We start from the raw sequence: 16,748 nt of genomic DNA, 5'->3' as shown, positions 1-16,748 counted from the left end.
TATCATCTCCGTTTCCATGTTCCTGATAAAAAGAAAAGGCTGACTCCTGTTAGCGCAAATTTTTCTTGCTTCCTAACCTGAATCAGCCTTTTCTTTTCAATTAATTTACTCGATTCCTATTGTAGATTCACAGACATAAAATGAGCATTTTTCTCCATTAAACACCTGATGCCCTACATAAATGGGTTCCTTCTCAGCCGTATATGCCACACTTTTGATAAAAAGCATCGAAGTTCCGCCATCTGCAAAAGCTCTGCTTCCGCTGCTGTCGCCTTGCAAAGTTCAATCCATTTTTCTGAAATTGCCACTGCTGTATGAGAGTGTTCCTTCAAAAATGTAAACAATGAATTGTCATCAAATCGTTCTTCCAGAAGAAATGCATATTTAAGCGGAAAATAGTTACGCTCAATCGCCATCGGCATACCATCCGCATAGCGGACTCTGGATATATAGATAACCTGGCTGCCTTTTTCCACATTCAAAAGCCGGGCTATCTTTTCACTCGCCGGTTCCAGCCTGTTTTCAAGCATACGTCCTCCGGCCTTCATTCCCATATGAGCACACATTTCCGAAAAACTCTGCAATTTTTTCATATCCTTAGTTACTTTGCGCTGGCAGACAAATGTTCCTTTTCCCTGTTTTTTTTCTACAAGTCCTTTTTCCACCAATTCGCTGACTGCTTTTCGAACTGTAATAATACTGACTCCAAACGATTTTGCCATTTCACCTTCCGTTTGCAGCTTTTCTCCTGGTTTATATTCACCATCACTTATTTTTTGTTCAATTTTTTCTTTTAATTGGACATACAGCGCACTGCGGCACTACTATTTAACATTTTCTTTCTCCCTGTTCCTAATAACATGAATGATATAACTCTTTATATAACAATATAAACTATATCTAAATAAAAAGCAATCATATACACGGATCTTTGATACTTCACAGTTCTTTTTTACGAATCTTTCCGCTTTCAGTCTTTGGAAACTCCTTTAGAAAGACAAATTCGCGTGGAATCTCATAATCTGCCAGTCTTTCTGCCAAAAATTCCCGAATTGCCCTATTGGTACAACCACATTTTCCGCTGTCACTTCCGGCAATTTCTTCCCTTTCAGCTTCTTTCTCCCACACAATCCACACTTTCAGATAATCGCGCCCATGCTCATGGACTGCCTTCACTGCCGTCTCTGCCACTCCCGGAAATGTCCGCACCGCCTCTTCGACCCGGAGGATGACACTTTTCTCCCATTTATGTTGCAGATATCATCATCCCTCCCATCAAAATAGAAGAGTCCCTCTGCATCTGTGTGACCGCAGTCCCCAATCACCGCGTCATTTCCAATTCCAAGGATTCCATACCGCGTTTTTACATGAAAATGGTCGTTTTCAATCCAGACATCCACCTCTGGAAATGCACGGCCAACCAGCGTCGTATCTTCTTTCATCTCACTTCCATGGATATAGGTAATATAGTTCAGCTCGCTGGCGCCATAATACAATGTAATCTCCGCTTCGGGAAATGCCTTTTTAAACTGCACTGCCTCCGCACCGCCCATACTCTGGGAGCCGCTGACAAAAGAAATAATCCGGTAATTGACCGCCTGTTCCCGCTCATAGATACGCCGCAGCGCCCGCAGCTTGACAGGAATCAGATAGACGCAGGTCGCCTGTTCTGCCTCGATCATCCGCTTCCAGAGGCGCGGATCAAAGGAATCCGCCGCAACGACGCTTCCGCCGGACGCAAGCTGCGCCATATAAAGGTTCAGGTTGCCCGTAAACGCCAGGCTCCCCTGCATAAACGTAATGCTTCCCTCTCCCATTTTGAAAATTTTATTCTGAAGCTTAAAAAAATCGTGCCAGCTTTCAAAGGAGCGGAACAATACTTTCTGACGACCGGAGGTTCCCGACGTCATCACACCCATATATGCCCCTTCCGGAGGTGTCACGTCACGCAATTCATCGGAAATTTTTACATCGGACGGTGCAATCACCGGAACCGTATTTCCGTCTCCATATGCCAGAAACTGAATAAGCTGATGCGCGATCGTCGGTTCCTGGATCCAGTGGATGTGACGTTTTCCCTGTTTTTCTTCTATCTCTTTCGGATGTTTCCTTACACGTTCTGCCGCCTCGATGAGCTCCCCGAACGTATAGCGCTCTTTCTCCGTGATCAGGGCTTCCCACTCTGGCGGGTATGCCCGGAGCGCATCCAGATATGTATTTATACGTTGTGTCTGTATTTCTTTCATGATTAATTCCTGTCTTTTACTTATTTTTATGTAGAACTTTTTACCAATTTGAGCTTTTAAATTTACCACATTTACTTTTTATATCATTCAAGCACTGTCTTCATCTACTTCATTACTTTCTCCACCAGAATACTGCTTCCGATCCCTCCGGCGGCTGCCACGCAGCACATTCCCAAATGCCCATTTTTATGTTCCAGTGCTTTCATCAGATGCAGCAGAATCATTGCGCCGGAGACTCCATATGGATGCCCATAGGCAAGTGCCCCGCCCCAGATATTATAACGGTCTTCAATCCCCGGAAATGCACGTTCAAATAGAACATCAATAACGGCAAACGCTTCATTGACCTCAAAAGCATCGATCTCCTGATAAGAATGCCCCGTTTTTGCAAGTATCGCCTTAGCAGCGCTGACGGCTGATTTTGGGCTCATCATCGGATCATCCCCGATCGCTGTACCAAACCGGAAACGGCATTCTGCTTTCCGTCCCTGTTCCCGCAAAAACCGTTCCGAACAAAGTACCACAAATGCCGCGCCATCGTGCATCAGGCACGCATTTGCCGCCGTGATTTTCGTGCCATTTGGAAGCAGATACGGCAGGCGGTCGATCAGACGCTGGCTCATTGTCGGACGGATTCCCTCATCCCGGCTGCTGCCGTCGATGGAAACCGTTATATCCTCCAATATTCCCTCTTTGCGCGCCTGCGCCGCCCTCTTATGGCTCCGGAGCACCCAGGTGTCCATCTCTTCCTTAGAGACATTTTCCCGGATCGCAGTCTCCTCCGCGCCCTCTAACATAACCTGCTCGCCGCGCTTTCCCGGCACAAACTGTGCAACCGTATACACCTTTCCACCGTCATACTCCGGATGGTTCGGGGACATCATGCGGTACGGCTGTACCGAAGAACTCTCCATTCCCCCGGCAATGACCAGATCCGCCATCCCGCTCTCAATCTTGGCTGCTGCCGCGCTGATCGCCTCCAGCGCCGACCCGCACTGCAGATCCAAAGTAACCGCCGGAATCCGCTCTGGAAACCCTGCCGAAAGTGCCGCCAGACGCGTGATATTGCCGCCTCCCCCGACCGCATTTCCTCCTATTATATAGTCGATCGCATCGGTTGGAAGCTCAAATCGCGAAACCACCTCCCGCAGCACCTCCGCCCCCAGCTTTTCCGCCGGGATATGACGGTACATTCCATCTTTCACCCCGATGTAACTGCGCAAACCGCCCAGAATATATACGTGATTCATACTTTTCTCCTGTTTTTCTTCTATTCCTAATTAAAATTAAAGGGATGCGGCAACGGACTCCTCATACCTCCTGGCTGCATTTCTGCACTAAAAGGCTGATTCTGTTCACTACCACATCCCATCTTTATTTTCTATCTAATTTCCAAATAAGCCCGTCCGCTTCAGCGCCTTTCCAAGTGCTACCGCTGCCACACACTTAACGATGTCCAGCGGAATAAACGGAATTATCGACTGCACGATAACTGCACCCCACGGCTGTCCGGTCACGTGTTTCATCCAGCCTGCACCGAATGCGTAAATCACCGGAATACCAACTACAATCAGGAACGCTGTCTGGAATGCAACATTTTTCCATTTCCGGCAAAACAGGGAAATCAGGAACGCTACAACCAGAAATCCGATATAGTAACCGCCGCTCGGTCCAAGCAGTTTTCCCGGTCCTGCGCTTCCGCCGCTGAATACCGGCACGCCGCATAAGCCTAACAGCAGCCAGCTCGCCATAACTAAAATGGTATCCTGTGGTGCAATCAGCAGACCGATCAGGTTGACAATCATCGTCTGCGCTGTGATCTTTGCATCCGAAAACGGAAGCGGAATCGCAATATACGAAGACACACTGATAAGAGCCAGCATCATCGCCAAAAGTGTAAGCCGCTTCGCGCTCCATGCGCCGTGTACGTTCACTGCACTTGTCTCTGAACTCATTATATATACCTCCTCAGTGATAAAATTCTAAGCCGTGTAATGCATTTTCCTATGAATCACACACAGAGAATCTTTGCTAGAAAAGAGTATATCGGAATTTCAGCGGATTGTCAACCTTGTTTTATAAATGGTTTACATATGCATCCATAGCTCCTCTGCACCCACTTTATCATCGGCATCCCTATTTTTCTGTAATCGAAAGAATTTCCTTTCCCTCTTGCTTCGTTCTCAGATACACCGCGTTTCTTCCCTCCTGCCCCGAATCCGACAAATATACCTCCTCATCAGGACGAAGTGGGGCAAGAAAACGTACTTCCAGAGCGGTCTGTCCCTTCATCCAGCCCTTCTTCCACAGACGAAGCAGGCAGGCATTCATAACAAGAAACCCCGGCAGAACTGCCGCTTCTCCCTGATGGATCGGATTGGTATCTGCCGCCTCCCGGAGATATTCTTCCATCTGGCTGCGGCTAAATGCCAGCGTATTATCATCCTCACTGCCCAGTTCCGTAATTGCTTTCATGAGCGGCATTTTCTCTTTTTCCGGGACAAGGACGCTCTGGCGCGGTTTTACCAGCAGCACTTCCATCTCCTCATTTTCCCGTTCCTTTTCCTCCTCCACTGCCGCTATGCGGACCCGGATTGCCGAGCGGCCTTTTTTGATGATTTCTGGAGTTAATTTGGTATGGCAAAACTCATTCTCCCCCTGTTTGGGCTGCCAGTCCAGATGAAGTGTAGTTGTACCTATCATCCATCCCTCGTATCCTTCCAATGTGGAGAGAGCGCGCTCAAAGCAAAGAAGCTTCTTTTTCAATCTATCATTCACGGTATTTTCGACCTCTTCGTTATAAATTGTAAATCTGACTCGCATGCACTTTTCTCTGCTCATTATACTAGTTCTGTTCCAGAATCACAATATCCGAATCTCCCGCGTCTCCCCCTGATCCACCGGAATAAATCGGTCTTTTAAGCCCGGCGTCAGCCAGATCGTGCCGCTCTCGTCAACCAGGACTGCCTCATAGTCCTGATGCGCCGCCCAATGTGCTGCTGCCTTTTCCCGTCCCATGACAAACAGGGCGGTCGAAAGCCCATCGCAGCGCAGTCCGCACGGTCCGATGATTGTCACAGAAATCAGCCCGCTCTGCGCCGGCGTCCCAGTGGACGGATCCATGATATGCCAGTAAATTGTTCCGTCATCATCCGTGAAATAGCGCTCATAGCCGCCGGAGGTAATGACCGCCTCATCCTGCACCCTGACTCCGCCCAGATAGCCGTCGCTCTCCGGATCCTTGATACCGACATACCATTTCTCGCCATCCGGTTTTGTTCCGATCGTCTGGATATTGCCTCCAAGACTGAACAGTGCGCTCGTCACGCCATCCTCCTTCATAGTCTTTACCACCTCATCTCCGGTAAATCCTTTTCCGACACCGCCTAGATCCACCATCATTCCTGGCTCGATCGATGCCGTATCTGCTTCTAAACCGACCAGACGATAATCGACCGATTTAAGCAGGCTTTCCCGCTCGCTCTCACTGGGGACCCGGTAATTTCCCGTTGTAAATCCCCAGCTTTGCACAACCGGATAAATCGAAATATCGAGCGCACCATCTGTTTCCGCTCCCAGCGCCAGCGCCTCCTGCATCAGATAACGCGTATCATCGGAAAGTTCCGCTGTTTTCTCCTGGTTCAGATGAAAAATATCGCTGTTTTCCTGCGTTGTCGAAAACTCCCCTTCCAGCTCTTCCACCCGCCGTTTCACTTTTTCCTGCAAATTTGCACTTCCGCCGTAGGCGTCAAACTGCATCACAGTATCCATCGCAAACACTGTCCAATTCTGCCCTTCTCCCGGATTCTGGTTCGAATTTGAGGGATTTTTCTCTAAATTTTCTTTTTTTTCTACTGCTGCCACATTTTCTGCCGTCTCTTCCGTAGACGCAGATAAACGAGGACGGTCATTCTGGACCGTCCCCGTTTGATCCGGCTGCGATGAAGCACCGTAGCCACACAGCAGCAGGGTTAATAAAATCCACCACTTCTGTTTCAATTTTTACTCCTTTAAATACAACTGCTCTTCTTCAGAAACAGACTCTTCTTTCTCAGAAGCATCGCCTTTACCTCCGTCGGATTCTTCCTTATCAGAAGTATCATCTTTTACGTCACCGGTCTCATCCTTCTTGGAATCATTGTCCTTAGATTCATCCGTTTCATTCTTCTTGGAATCGTCACCAGTTTCGCCGGATTCATCTTTCGAATCATCCTTGTCAGCATCGCCTTTATCTGAAGTTTCGTCTTTCTTCTCGTCCGAATCCTCTTTCTTGTCCTCGTCTACTTCCGGTGCCTTGTTCGCATCGTCTGTCTCGTTCTTCTTATCGCCATCCGGTACATCTGCCTTGTTTTCGTCATTCGTCTTCGGCTCTGCCGGTGTTTGCTCCGGTGTGGTTACTCCCTCGGTTGGGGTGGTGACGATCTCGCTTGGGAGGACTTCATCGGCAAGAAGCGTTCTGGATTCCTTGATTAATTTCCAGTTTTTATCAAGTTTGCACTCAATCGTTCCGTTATTCGTAGTGTAGATAAGAATTTCATTATCCTCTTCTTCACTCAGTCCGGACGCTGAAACCTTTAAACAATCATAATTCTCATTGCTATGAGATGTATCCGTTGCATGCGGTGCAAACTCACCACTTCCAAGGAAGGAGGAAACGGATGCCTTGCTATACGCTGTTCCATTCACCTCAACCGAATTAATCTCCTTTAAGAAGGTTTTTAACTTTTCCTCCTCAACTCCATTGAAACGAATCAGTAAATATTTTCCCGTCCAATTACTCTCTTTTACAACACTGGAAACCTCAATTTCTGTATCCGCTTTCTGGCTCTCAACTGTAACCGTGATCGACTGATTCTTGTAACCTTTTGCTTCGATCACAACCTCATTCAGACCACTATCCAGTGCGCTTGTCCGAATTGTCAATGTTGTACCATTTACTTCAAATCCAAGCGCAACATCTTTCTCCGCATCATTGCCAGTTACTTTTACAGACTTAATTGCTTTCAGATACTCTTCATCACCAGTCAGAACCAGCGGTTTTCCCTCATCAACCGTAGTGCTGCCTGTCAGTTCCGGTGCTGGAAGCAGTTTCTCTTCGTCACCCGCTAACTTCATATCCTTTGTAACTGTAAAGGTAAGCTCTTCGTATCCTTCTGCCTGGATCGTTACATCGGTGCTTTCTTCGGTGCTGAAACCGTCTAAAGTGAAATCGATGCAATCAAAATCCTGTACATTGTTATATGGATCATCTGCATCTGTCATCTTCCATGTAGGGTTATACGAACTAAGGCTGTAAGCTTTCGTATACTCTTTATTTCCAACCTTCACGGACGTAATCTTAGCCAGGTAATCTTTTACACTCGTTCCCTTTGAAGCCTTAAAAGAAGCACGTCCAAAATCTGGATCAAATGACCAACTGGCTTTATGTTTGCTGAACTCCACTACTTCTGGAGCTGCCATCTCTTCCTTAATTTCTTCCTCTTCCTTCTCAACCACAAATTCACATCTCAGCGCCTCCGTGTAATAATTCGAACGAAGAGTCAGCTATAGCTTCCCGGCTGAACCTGATGGAGAATCAGCTTCTTGCCATCCCCGGATACTTCATAGTAAACCTCGTTGCTGCTGGACACGCCTTTCTTGTAGATATTTCTCTCAACAGCATCCTCCTCATCGGAAAGCAGAGTAACAGATTTCAGGTTCTTCAGGAAATCTCCCTCGCTGCCCTCAACGGTAAATTCAGCATCTGCAAAGTAGTATGTTTTCTTTCCATCTACTGTCTTCTTTGCTGAAAATGCATTTTTAGCATCCGCATAATCAACCTTCAGCGCCAGATCACTCTCCAGCACCTTATCGTATGTAAATACAATACTCTGGCTCTTATATCCCGTTGCATCAACAGTCAGCTTGTACTCCTCACCAGCCTTGAATACATCCGCATTAATGGTAATGGTGCTCGCTTCTTTATCGATGGAATATTTGGTCTTGCTGAGTGCCTGCCAGTTTCCGTTGACAACGATACTCTGAACCGCTTCGATATACTCTGTATCCTCTGTCCGCAGGACTACCGGCTCGCCCTCTTTGTTCTGTACAACTGTAATCGCCGGTGCATCCTGACGGGAGAAGTTTCCATTGTACTGGATATCGCCGAGCAGACCATCTTCAAGAACCTCTTTTGCCGTTGCCGGATGGTTCGGATCCAGTGCTCCATTTTCACGGTAATCTGCAAATGGGAGCATTCTGTTCTCTTCGTATTTCTGATTCTCGCTCTTATTTATGTAGTCTGTCCATCTGAAGAAATCATCATCTCCAGTATCAAAGACTGCATCCGGAATCGCATTGTGCCACCACTCCATCACTGCCTTGGACGCATCATTTTCCATCTTGGTCTGTTCAAGGAGATGTGCATTTACAAGCAGATCTGAATCAAAAATCAGGTTTGCAGAGATTGCAGAGCTTCCTGAGCTGCTGCCGCTGGAGCTTCCGCTTCCGCCGGAACCGGTCGATGCGGTGCTGATACCGTCGAATCCGTATGACGCCATTTTCTGACCATTGGTCTGTTCCTTCTCTTTTACCGGCTCTGCGCCCGTTTTCACCTTGAAGCTCTTGGAGAATGACTGGAAACCATTTGCATATACAGTGATCTTGTAATCGCCCTTGTATGGCAGATGGTCTGTATTATCATTGTGCAGAACAAATAAATCCTGACTGTAGAGATACCAGTCATCGATCATCTTAAGGTCGCTTACTGTTCCGCTCGGATCTTCCAGTGTCACACGCTCGATCGGTGTCTCAATTCCGTATACCAGATCGCTGACTGCAAAATGGAGGTTCTTTCCGGACTGTGGTGTTTCCTTAAGCTCCAGCGTCGGTACTGTCTCATTGACGACATGAATCGGAACGAGCGCGGAACCGCCCGCCGACGATACAACCCGCACATAATAACGTCCATTATTGAAGAAATTGCTCTGTCCTGTCTGGATGGTCAGCTGTCCAACGCATCCCTGTCCGTGCGCTACATTCTTTTCACTGTCAAATGCGAGACCCGGATTGATTGTGTTCTTCTGCTCATTATATTCAACCAGTTCCAGCTTGCGGATGCCGTCAAACCACTTTTTTTCTTCGTCTGTATTATAGTTAAACAGAATGGTAACGGCTGCTTTTCCATTTTTTGGAAGAACCGCATCCGGCGAATAGCTCGGATGAGTCTGTTTTTCCTCATTCAAGTTATACGTAGTCTTTTTCGGAGAAATGCGGGCATTTCCGTTTTCATCGTAATTGGTCAGATAATAGTCCCAGTAAGCAACTGACTCATGCGTCAGAATCTTCTCAGGCAGATAGCCGTCGTTTTCCTCATATACAGCATCTTCCTGGCTCTCATTGCTCAGAACCACCGTCTCTTCCTTTGCCGCATCTTCTTTGCTGCTGACGGTTACTTTGCCCGGTGTGCCAAGAAGCGCCAGTTTTGCCATACGTCCGTCATCTGTGATCGGAGTTAAAAGATTGGTTACATCTTTTCCATCGACCTTAACGACCGTATTGCCTGCATTGTATCCCTCATCAAATGCGATCGGAAGCCACCAGCCCAGGGAATTTACTTCGGTAAGCTTTGTCTTCGTCTCATCTACCAGCGAAACCATCTGCGGCTTGTCTGGATTTTCAGTGTTTCCGTTATCTCCGGCATTTCCGCCATTCTGATTTCCGTCATTCCCGGAATTACCGTTATTTCCAGAATTACTGTTATTTCCGGAATTACTGTTATTTCCAGAATTACTGTTGCTTCCAGAGCCCCCCGAATGGCTGCCGCCGGAACTGCCGGAATTCCCCGAACCGCCTCCTGATACGCTGCTTCCGTTGCCGTCTGCTGCCGGGCTGCTCGCGTAACCTCTATCCGCACGGGTCTGGACCTCTCCATTTTCATTGACCCACTGTCCATCCGCATTGACGCTGTAACCGTCCGGCGTCCGGCCTTCGGTGTGCATCTGACCAAAGTTTTCTGCACTCAAGTTATCAAAATAATAGCATTTTCCATCAATCCACTGCCATCCTGTCACGGTCATACCTTCCGTTCCATCGGATGCAGTGCTGAAGAAATACCATTTTCCTGCATTGTCCTTCCACCAGCCGCGGCGCATCTGTCCTTCCACGCCATCGGCAGTTGTGTTCATATAGTACCGCTGTCCATCGACTGTGATCCATCCAGTCATCATCCGTCCGGTCTGCGGATCCAGATAATACCAGCCGCTCTCGGTCTTGACCCATCCAGTCTTAAGCGTTCCGTCCGTTCCCTGATATTTCCAGTCCTGTCCTTCCTGAATCCAGGCACCGGTCTGTACTCCGGACTCCGATGCCGGTCCGGTTGAAGCATAAGCAGTACCTGCCTGCGCCGCCGCTAACACGGTCACCGCCGCCAGAATTGCCTGCCGGGATCTTCCCTTACCTTTCATACATATTCCTCCATATAATCTTTTGTAATATCTTACTCTCCGCACCAGATTAGGCATCCCTAACTCAGGTGACCGAGGAGGTTAGTATAAACTAATCTAATAAAATCTGTCAATTATTTAAATCTATTTAAAAATGAGAATTTTTATCTATTTTTTAATTGAATTTTATTCTCAATAAAGCATTGGTTTTTTAGTTGCTAAAACTAACATGCAAATTTCTTTTTCCATTCAGCACATGTTAAGTCTCATTTTGCAGCGATTTTTTCCGCCTTTTTCCCTGATATTGCCTCGCTTGCCATGAATTTTAAAAAAACATATTTTGAGATTTTTTTTCTGTTTGCTTCATTTCGTATATTTTTATCCTTTTCGCACATACTCCATCTGTAAACATTTTGTTCCATTCCAGTCCCTTCGCGGTCACTGATATTGGCTTCTCTGATAGGAGATTTACACGATGCAGATTTCTTCATCCATTGAAAATAACCGGACTTTTTTTCAAAAAAAGCTCCGACCGGACATCAGTTTTGATGTCGTAGATCGGAACCTGATGATCGGCGGGCGCGATGCCTGCCTCTACTGTATTGATGGTTTTACCAAGGACGATACGCTTTTAAAAGTACTGCAGGCGATGAGCAGCATTGAAACCGCCAGATGCCTGACAATGCAAACGATTTTGCCGCCCTCTACCTCGCCTACGGCGAAATCGGGCTGGAAACGGATTCGGACGCGCTGATTATCCAGCTTCTCTCCGGTGTTCCTTTTCTTCTGATCGACGGGTATGCACAGGCACTCACAATAGACTGCCGCACCTATCCCGCCCGCGGAGTCAGCGAACCTGAAAAGGATAAGGTATTGCGCGGCTCGCGCGATGGTTTTGTCGAAACGCTTGTGTTCAATACAGCTCTGATCCGGCGGCGCATCCGCGATCCGAAGCTGCGGATGGAAATCATGAATATTGGGGAAAGCTCGCACACCGATATCGCCATCTGCTACATGGAAAACCGGGTGGACACCGAACTTTTAAACCGCATCCGCACCCGGATTCAAAAAGTGCATGTCGATGCCCTCTCGATGAACCAGGAAAGCCTTGCCGAATGTATTTATCCGCACAAATGGTTCAATCCGTTCCCAAAATTTCGTTTTTCAGAGCGTCCGGATACCTCCGCTGCCTCGATTCTGGAAGGAAATATCATCATTCTGGTGGACAATTCGCCATCCGCAATGATTCTGCCATCCTCTGTTTTCGATATCATCGAGGAAGCCGACGACTACTATTTTCCACCGCTGACCGGCACCTATCTGCGCCTGTCGCGGACGGTCATCTTTTTCCTGACCTTATTTCTGACACCGCTGTGGCTGCTTTTTATGCAGAATCCCGGCTGGATCCCGGAATGGCTCGCTTTTATCCGTGTCACCGACGAGATCCATGTGGCGCTGATCTATCAGCTCCTGATCCTGGAATTTGCCATCGATGGTCTGCGGCTCGCGGCAGTCAACACCCCCAGCATGCTGACGACACCGCTCAGTGTCATCGCCGGTATCGTGCTTGGAGAATACTCGGTCAAATCCGGCTGGTTCAACAGCGAGACGATGCTCTATATGGCGTTCGTCACGATCGCCAACTACTCGATGACGAGCTTCGAACTCGGCTACGCACTCAAATTCATGCGCGTCCTGCTCCTGATTCTGACCTTTTTCCTCAATCTCTGGGGCTTCATCGCCGGAACACTCATTGCCGTCGGCTGCCTTGTCTTTAACCGGACAATCGCCGGAAAAAGTTATATTTACCCGCTAATTCCATTTCACTGGAGTGAATTAAAAAAACGGCTGCTCCGGAACCGGCTGCCGCATGAGGAGAAAAACGGATAAGAATGTCGCATAAAATGTCCGCATACCCACAACTGCCCGGATGGTTCCGGGTACTGGCTGTGGTTTATGCGGACATTTTAACTTCTATATCTATCTTCTATTTTTCTTTCTTATACACTACCTCTTTCAGCACCTCCAGCGCCTCCTCATACCGCTCTGCCCCCATCGAGGCACACGACAACAGGAGCTTCGGATATCCCTCTTGAAAATGATGCTCCTGTTTTTCCAAAAGACTCCCGACCGACTCCACCGGGCGGACGGCGACGCCTGCCTGTGCCGCACGCCCGGCAATTTCCGCCGATGTAAGCGGGCTGTCAAGCTCCATGAGAACCAGAAAACCGGCATCGCCCAGATGCGTTCGCGCTTTTTCTCCAAAAATGCGCCGCACCGCATCACACAGACACTTTGCCTTTGCCGCGTACAATTTCTTGGACTTTCGGATCTGGCTTTCCAGATGTCCGTCCCGGATAAACTGGCATAGGGCAATCTGCTCTGTCTTGGACGCCGTCTGGTTATAAAAACGCCCCCGCTCCTGATACCGTTTCAGCAGATCCGGCGGCAGGACCATGTAGCTCATGCGGATCGATGGCAGAAGCAGCCTTGAAAATGTCCCCAGATACACGACGCCCCGCCCGCCGGAAAGCCCCTGCAGGGACGGTGTCGGGCGGTTATAATAGCGGAACTCACTGTTGTAATCGTCCTCAATAATCAGCATATCCTCGCGCGCCGCATCCTTTAAAAGCTTCATCCGGTCGCCCACCGGCATGACCTCGCCCCAGACTGTCATCTGCGATGGGGTCAGATAGCAAACACTTTTCCCTGTATGTCTCATCGCCTCTGACATCTGTTCGGATAACCCTGTTTCATCTCTCTTGCACATACATCTGGCTTTTCTATTCCGCACAAATCCTTTTTTGAGGACTCAATCCTCCTATCATTATTTTCCCAATACTCTCTTATATCCCCGGTCCGAAACCCATAATCCTCAAAAATCTGGCGTCCCTGCCGGAACGACGGATTAAAAAACCATGCGCTGTCCCGCTCCCGCAGCATCGGGCACAAAATATGCAAGAGACTCTGCACACCCGCCCCTACTACGATACTGTCCGGCGTACAGATCACATTGCGGTGGCGCCCCAGATACGCGCAGAGTGCCTCCCGGAATTCCCGCTCTCCCTGCGGTTCGCCGTAAGAAAGCAGCCGTTCATCCTGGCGCAAGGCGCTCTTGACATAGCGCCGCCATAAATCAAACTGGAAGCTCTCCCGATCCACATTCGAAGACGCAAAATCATACCGGATTTCCGGGCGTTCCTCCTGACGCGGCACACCGTGCTCTATTTCCTCCCGGTTTGCAGCCGCCAGCACCGCATCCGTTACATAAAACCCACTCTGCGGACGCGAAATGATATAGCCATCCGCCGCCAGCAACATATACGCCGTCTCCACCGTCGTCCGCGAAAGCTGCAGCTGCAGGGAACATTTGCGGATCGACGGCAGCTTCGCTCCCGGCTTCATCTGCCCGGACACGATCAATTCTTTGTAATATTCATATACTCTCAGATACCGGCTCTGTCCCGGTTCGCTTAAATTCAGTTCCATCGTATTTCCTCTATCTATTTATGTAAACGGCGATGCACCGCATCGATCACCCGCATCATCCCATATCCCAGACAACCGCCCCTCTTTCCGTCTTCACAATATTTTTCATCTCCACCACTTGTACCCCTTATACCCAACTGCCTTCCTCAATTATACCGTTTTCTCCTGCTTATAGGCAATCCCCAAAATTGAGTACTGTTACTGTTTACGCATACGTGCCCAGTAACGGAAATTCCGAGGAAGAAATCAAAGAGCCGCTTCTTCCTAAGAAAGATGAGATCCCCGCATATCCTCTCCACACGGCTGTTCTATTAAATCCTCTATACAGATTTTTATTTTTCATTTGCGTTGATTTTTCACAAAAATGCGGATATAATATATTATAACAAGGATTTATGAGGTTGTTTTATGCTGATTCAATTTAGTGTAGAGAACTTTCTCTCTATCAAAGATAATGTCGTGTTATCCCTGCTTGCCAGTAAGGATAACGAACATCCAGAGCACCTGATTGTGGACGGAAACAAAAAGCATTTGAAGTCTGCTGTGATTTACGGCGCCAATGCTTCTGGAAAGTCCAATGTCTTGAATGCGTTTTGGTTCATGGTAAATTATGTGCTGACTTCGCATAACCAGCAGCTCCACAAAACCATTGATCGTTCGCCTTTCAAGTTTGACCGGGAAACACCCTCTCGCCCCAGCAGCTTTGAGGTCATCTTCACCACAAATGGCATCCGCTATGCGTATGGATTTTCTGTAACAGACAAAGCTGTTATCGAAGAATATCTGTATTACTATCCCAATGGCAGGCAGGCACTCATTTTTGAGCGAAAAGACACAAAAGATTTTCGCTTTACCGTTGATGTCGATGAACAAAACACTCTCAAGGATCGCACTTCGGCCAACAAGCTCTATCTGTCTGTCGCATCAAACTGGAGCTATTCCAAAGTGATTCCAGTTCTGGAATGGTTTGCTTCCTGCCAGATCATCACGAAACATTCTGTTGCAGACGCCTACGGCCTTGAAGCAGAACAACTCAAAGAGGGTGACTACCGGCATGTGATCGCCTCTATGCTGCGTGTTGCAGATTTTGGCATACAATCCCTTCAGATGCGTGATGCAGAATCCGCTCCTTCTCAGCGTAATGATATCTTTACCAATATTGAGGCCATTCACACGGTACAGGATACAGAGGGAAATACTTCTTCCTACCCGCTGAACATGGCAGAGGAATCTGATGGCACCAACAGTTATTTCAAACTGATCGGTGTTGTAAAAAAGGTGCTGGATGAAGGAACCCTTCTTGTCGCTGACGAGATGGACGCTCATCTGCATCCTCTTCTGACAAAGCATCTGGTCTCGCTTTTTAACAGTGTGGAGTTCAATCCAAATGGAGCCCAGTTGATTTTCACATCACACAACACCAATCTTCTTGACCTGGATGTACTGAGGAGAGATCAGATTTGGTTTACCGAAAAAGACGAGCAAACAGCGGCTACCGATCTGTTCTCCCTTTACGATTTTTCCATCCGCAAGGATGCTAAGGTGGAGAAGGGCTATCTGATTGGCCGTTATGGTGCGATCCCCTTTATCAAGGGAGGGCTGTAAAATGGCACGTGGAAAAATTGAAAAGCGTGGACAGCGACGCAGAAAAATAAAGCCTGTCATTCTGATTGTAACGGAGGGTTCTCAAACTGAGCCTAAGTATTTTTAACACTACCGCAACCGTCAGACAAACATTGATATTCGTGTGGTAGGAAGCCGCACCAGCGGAGGTGAAACAGATTATCTCAGCCTGATCCGGAAAGCCGTGGAATACCATCTTCAAAATGACAGCAGCAAACCGTTTGGAATTGCTGTCAATCCATTTACCGACATCCATCAGCTGGTGGAATCACTGCTATAATGTTTCAAAGAAACATGGGTGGCACAAAATTGTCTCTACATTGGCACAGTCCTGCCCTTTCGCCGTAAATCCATATCTGTTATACTTGGTACAGTCAAAACTTTGCATAGCAGCCGCTCCGGTTTGGAGCGGCTGTTGTCAATTTCAGTAAAGGTGGTGGGTTCTATTCTATTTCAAAAAGCCCGGAAAGTGCTGAACAACGAGCGGGGCGAGATCAACTATTTCAGTACGATACTGCTGCGTTTATAAAGCTGGAGCAAATAATCTTTTCTGCGACGCTTGACCGCCGACACCAAATATGCCGTAAATCTAAACCATCCCACAGTGAACCTCACATGGCTAAAGTCACGTGCTTCTCAGCCGTTTTAAACGGCAAGACTAAATATCGGCGGATACGCCAGTAACTTAGAATTTGTGCGGATACGCACTTTTCCCATGCCGGATACGGCTGGTTTCCACATTACAGGTAGTCCGCTGTATATCTGCCTGCGTTTATGCCGCTTTTAAGTTGTTTACTTCCACATAAAGCTTTCTTAAATCTGCATAAACACAGGAGGTTCTACGCTTCACTGCAGGTACTTTTGCCTCCAGTGAAGACCTTTCCGTTTCCGGCAAGGGTTTTAAAAGTTCCCGTATAAAATATCTCGCTCCGATATTATAGGATGCTGACAGGTCGCAGTTATACTG

General features: G+C 47.8%; 13 protein-coding genes and 2 pseudogenes. 2 read left to right on the top strand and 13 right to left on the bottom strand.

Features of this window, described 5'->3' with window-relative positions:
- Positions 1 to 173: 173 nt before the first annotated feature.
- From DW085_RS07155 to DW085_RS19095, 10 genes are all read right to left on the bottom strand, one after another.
- Positions 174 to 773, bottom strand: a complete 600-nt coding sequence (locus DW085_RS07155; RefSeq protein WP_243033966.1) for a GntR family transcriptional regulator — start codon at positions 771 to 773, stop codon at positions 174 to 176.
- Positions 774 to 939: 166 nt separating this feature from the next.
- Positions 940 to 1,191: a hypothetical protein gene (locus tag DW085_RS07150; protein ID WP_182430828.1), complete on the bottom strand. Its 252-nt coding sequence runs from the start codon at positions 1,189 to 1,191 to the stop codon at positions 940 to 942.
- Positions 1,173 to 2,246: an AMP-binding protein gene (locus DW085_RS07145; RefSeq protein WP_118492031.1), complete on the bottom strand. Its 1,074-nt coding sequence runs from the start codon at positions 2,244 to 2,246 to the stop codon at positions 1,173 to 1,175. Before DW085_RS07145 ends, DW085_RS07150 begins: the two co-directional genes overlap by 19 nt.
- 104 nt (positions 2,247 to 2,350) lie before the next feature.
- Positions 2,351 to 3,496, bottom strand: a complete 1,146-nt coding sequence (locus DW085_RS07140) for an acetyl-CoA C-acyltransferase (RefSeq protein ID WP_107001661.1) — start codon at positions 3,494 to 3,496, stop codon at positions 2,351 to 2,353.
- Positions 3,497 to 3,631: 135 nt separating this feature from the next.
- A complete protein-coding gene (locus DW085_RS07135; protein ID WP_022360190.1) occupies positions 3,632 to 4,201 on the bottom strand; it encodes a biotin transporter BioY in 570 nt (189 codons plus the stop codon).
- 181 nt (positions 4,202 to 4,382) lie between these two features.
- Complete coding sequence (locus tag DW085_RS07130) at positions 4,383 to 5,069, bottom strand: hypothetical protein (protein ID WP_118492029.1); 687 nt, start codon at positions 5,067 to 5,069, stop codon at positions 4,383 to 4,385.
- Between the two features lie 39 nt (positions 5,070 to 5,108).
- A complete protein-coding gene (locus DW085_RS07125; protein ID WP_243033956.1) occupies positions 5,109 to 6,245 on the bottom strand; it encodes an FAD:protein FMN transferase in 1,137 nt (378 codons plus the stop codon).
- Positions 6,246 to 6,248: 3 nt separating this feature from the next.
- The gene (locus DW085_RS07120; RefSeq protein WP_118492026.1) at positions 6,249 to 7,742 is read right to left on the bottom strand and encodes a hemoblobin-interacting domain-containing protein; all 1,494 of its coding nucleotides are present in this window, start codon (positions 7,740 to 7,742) and stop codon (positions 6,249 to 6,251) included.
- 44 nt (positions 7,743 to 7,786) lie between these two features.
- Complete coding sequence (locus DW085_RS07115; RefSeq protein ID WP_118492025.1) at positions 7,787 to 10,690, bottom strand: hemoblobin-interacting domain-containing protein; 2,904 nt, start codon at positions 10,688 to 10,690, stop codon at positions 7,787 to 7,789.
- A gap of 245 nt (positions 10,691 to 10,935) precedes the next feature.
- Positions 10,936 to 11,091: a hypothetical protein gene (locus DW085_RS19095; protein WP_182427987.1), complete on the bottom strand. Its 156-nt coding sequence runs from the start codon at positions 11,089 to 11,091 to the stop codon at positions 10,936 to 10,938.
- A gap of 53 nt (positions 11,092 to 11,144) precedes the next feature.
- Here DW085_RS19095 and DW085_RS07110 point away from each other — a divergent pair.
- Positions 11,145 to 12,559: pseudogene (locus DW085_RS07110) on the top strand (spore germination protein).
- A gap of 97 nt (positions 12,560 to 12,656) precedes the next feature.
- Here the strand turns inward: DW085_RS07110 and DW085_RS07105 are convergent.
- Together DW085_RS07105 and DW085_RS07100 are read right to left on the bottom strand one after the other, a co-directional pair.
- On the bottom strand, positions 12,657 to 13,439 hold the full coding sequence (locus DW085_RS07105) for a PLP-dependent aminotransferase family protein (RefSeq protein ID WP_147353934.1): 783 nt from the start codon (positions 13,437 to 13,439) through the stop codon (positions 12,657 to 12,659).
- Entirely contained in the window at positions 13,388 to 14,158 is a 771-nt protein-coding gene (locus tag DW085_RS07100; RefSeq protein ID WP_118492022.1) for an aminotransferase class I/II-fold pyridoxal phosphate-dependent enzyme, read from the bottom strand. Before DW085_RS07100 ends, DW085_RS07105 begins: the two co-directional genes overlap by 52 nt.
- A gap of 408 nt (positions 14,159 to 14,566) precedes the next feature.
- On the opposite strand from DW085_RS07100, the gene DW085_RS07095 reads away from it, so the two are divergent.
- Positions 14,567 to 15,763, top strand: a complete 1,197-nt coding sequence (locus DW085_RS07095) for an ATP-binding protein (RefSeq protein WP_118472415.1) — start codon at positions 14,567 to 14,569, stop codon at positions 15,761 to 15,763.
- Positions 15,764 to 16,553: 790 nt separating this feature from the next.
- On the opposite strand, the pseudogene DW085_RS19385 reads toward DW085_RS07095, so the two are convergent.
- A pseudogene (locus DW085_RS19385) lies at positions 16,554 to 16,748 on the bottom strand (transposase); the annotation flags it as partial.

This window comes from Clostridium sp. AF50-3, assembly GCF_003477445.1.
Lineage (GTDB): Bacteria > Bacillota > Clostridia > Lachnospirales > Lachnospiraceae > Otoolea > Otoolea fessa.
The sequence above is the reverse complement of the archived record's forward strand: the minus strand, read 5'-3'. Positions and strand labels throughout refer to the sequence as shown.

Bases quoted from the DNA above. Each gene is read 5' to 3' on its own strand.
- DW085_RS07145 (WP_118492031.1), bottom strand. From the start codon at position 2,246: ATGAAAGAAATACAGACACAACGTATAAATACATATCTGGATGCGCTC.
- DW085_RS07140 (WP_107001661.1), bottom strand. From the start codon at position 3,496: ATGAATCACGTATATATTCTGGGCGGTTTGCGCAGTTACATCGGGGTG.
- DW085_RS07135 (WP_022360190.1), bottom strand. From the start codon at position 4,201: ATGAGTTCAGAGACAAGTGCAGTGAACGTACACGGCGCATGGAGCGCG.
- DW085_RS07130 (WP_118492029.1), bottom strand. From the start codon at position 5,069: ATGCGAGTCAGATTTACAATTTATAACGAAGAGGTCGAAAATACCGTG.
- DW085_RS07115 (WP_118492025.1), bottom strand. From the start codon at position 10,690: ATGAAAGGTAAGGGAAGATCCCGGCAGGCAATTCTGGCGGCGGTGACC.
- DW085_RS19095 (WP_182427987.1), bottom strand. From the start codon at position 11,091: ATGGAACAAAATGTTTACAGATGGAGTATGTGCGAAAAGGATAAAAAT.
- DW085_RS07105 (WP_147353934.1), bottom strand. From the start codon at position 13,439: ATGTGCAAGAGAGATGAAACAGGGTTATCCGAACAGATGTCAGAGGCG.
- DW085_RS07100 (WP_118492022.1), bottom strand. From the start codon at position 14,158: ATGGAACTGAATTTAAGCGAACCGGGACAGAGCCGGTATCTGAGAGTA.
- DW085_RS07095 (WP_118472415.1), top strand. From the start codon at position 14,567: ATGCTGATTCAATTTAGTGTAGAGAACTTTCTCTCTATCAAAGATAAT.